The organism is Cellulomonas septica (assembly GCF_012396155.1).
GTDB lineage: Bacteria > Actinomycetota > Actinomycetes > Actinomycetales > Cellulomonadaceae > Cellulomonas > Cellulomonas septica.
In genome coordinates, this window is the sequence record NZ_JAAXOY010000678.1 from 1 (window position 1) to 1,889 (window position 1,889).

A 1,889-nucleotide genomic window follows, 5' to 3' on the forward strand; every position below is an offset into this window, starting at 1 on the left:
CGCCCGGCGCGCACGCGGACGCGCTCCTGGTCGGGCCTCGCCGGACGGCACCCGTCCGAGGTCACGCTCCGGCGGTCGGCGTGGGCGACGAGGGCCGCCGGCGGCATGGTGCACCGTCGACGGCCCTCGGGCGGTCATCAGGGGTCAGGCGAGCCCGTCCGGTCCGACGGTCGCACCGTCCGGCACCTGCGACGGCGTGCCCGGGTCGTCGAGCACCGCGTCCCCGGTCACGACGACACCGGTGCCGAACGTCCAGTCCCCGCGCACCCGGAGCGACGTGGCCTGCGCGAGCGACGGGGTCGCGGGGACGCGCGCGTCGAACGCCGCGATGACCTTGTAGTGGTCCTCGTCGAGGTCGACGAACGGCGCCTCGACCTGGGCGACGAGCCGGTGGTCCGGCTCGAGCCGGTACACGTCCGAGCGGAGCACGAGGAGGTCGTTCGTGGTCTTGACGGGCAGGAAGCGGGACCGGTCGACCTCGAGCACCGCGGCACCGTCGAAGACCTCGATCGCCGCACCCATGGCCGACTCGATCTGCACGACCTTGGTCGACGTCTTGTCGGACGGGTCGACGGTCTTCTCGTTGCGGATGAGCGGCAGGTCGAGGACGCCGCCCGTGCGGTCGAGCTCGGCGCGCAGCGCCCGCAGGTCGAGCCACAGGTTGTTGGTGTTGAAGTACCGGTGCCGGTCGATGTCGCCGGCCGCGTCGGCGTCGTCCTTCGGGGTCTGCGCCGACTCGCGCAGCACGATCCGCCCGTCGGACTCCCGGACGACGAGGTGGCCGCCCTTGCGGTCCGCGGGCGTGCGACGCGCGACCTCGGCGGCGAACGGCGCACCCGTCGCCGCGAACCACCCCGCGATGCGCGCGTCGGGGGACGCCCCGAGGTTGTCGGAGTTCGACACCGTCGCGTACCGGAAGCCCGCGTCGAGCAACGCGTCGAGCACGCCCGACGCGTGCAGCGCCGTGTACAGGTCGCCGTGGCCCGGCGGGCACCACTCGAGGTCGGGGTCCGCGGACCACTCGACGGGCGTGAGGTCGTCGGCGCGCAGCTTCGGCTCACGGTTCTGCACGAAGTCCAGCGGCAGGCCGTCGACGACCAGGTCCGCGTAGCTAGAGAGCGCCGCGAGCGTGTCGTCGCGCGTCCGGAAGCTGTTCATGAGGACGAGCGGCAGGCGCGCACCCGTCGCCTCGCGCGCCGCGAGGACCTGGCCGGCGATCACGTCGAGGAACGTGGCGTCGTCGCGGACGCGGAGCAGCGACTTCGCGCGGTCCATGCCCATCGACGTGCCGAGGCCGCCGTTCAGCTTGACGACGGCGGTCACGGCGAGCGCGTCGCGCGCGGCCGCGTCGTCCACGTCGAGGTCCGCCAGGTGCGGGACGTCGGTCAGCGGCCGGACCCCGCTCTCGGGGATCATCCCCGTCTCCCCCGACTCGAGGAGTCCGTAGAAGCGGGTGAACACGTCGACGGCTGTGGGGTGCACCCCGCCGTCGGTCATCTTGCGCTGGGCCTGTGCGAGTCCGTGGGCGCTCATCTTGCGATGCTAGGTCGACCGGGTGCGAGAGCGCAGTGGCGGGCGTCACGCGACCCGTGACATTGGTCCGTCGTTCCGGCTCCCGTCATGTGCTCGGTCCCGTGTCCCGCCGACGTTCACGGCCGCGACGCGCCCCCGACGCGCGCACCGTGGGCCAGACTGGACCCATGAGCAGCGTCGCCCAGCCGTACCCGCACGCCGCCGAGGGCGACGAGGTCGAGGAGGTGAAGGAGCGGCTGCGGCGCTCGATCCGCGACGCGCGGCACGCGCGCTCCCCCCGACGACGCGACGCGGCCGCGCAGGCGCTCGCCGACGTCGTGACCGCGATCCCCGCCGTGTCCGAGGCGACCTGCGTC

The 1,889-nt window shown here is 73.7% G+C and carries 1 protein-coding gene and 1 pseudogene; one reads left to right on the forward strand and one right to left on the reverse strand.

All coding sequences use genetic code 11. The annotated features are described in order from the left end of the window. Positions 1-144 precede the first annotated feature (144 nt). Positions 145-1,533: a UTP--glucose-1-phosphate uridylyltransferase gene (locus tag HGA02_RS18010; RefSeq protein ID WP_168680640.1), complete on the reverse strand. Its 1,389-nt coding sequence runs from the start codon at positions 1,531-1,533 to the stop codon at positions 145-147. Between the two features lie 167 nt (positions 1,534-1,700). Between HGA02_RS18010 and HGA02_RS18015 the strand changes: the two are divergent. Then, positions 1,701-1,889, forward strand: a pseudogene (locus HGA02_RS18015) (5-formyltetrahydrofolate cyclo-ligase); the annotation flags it as partial.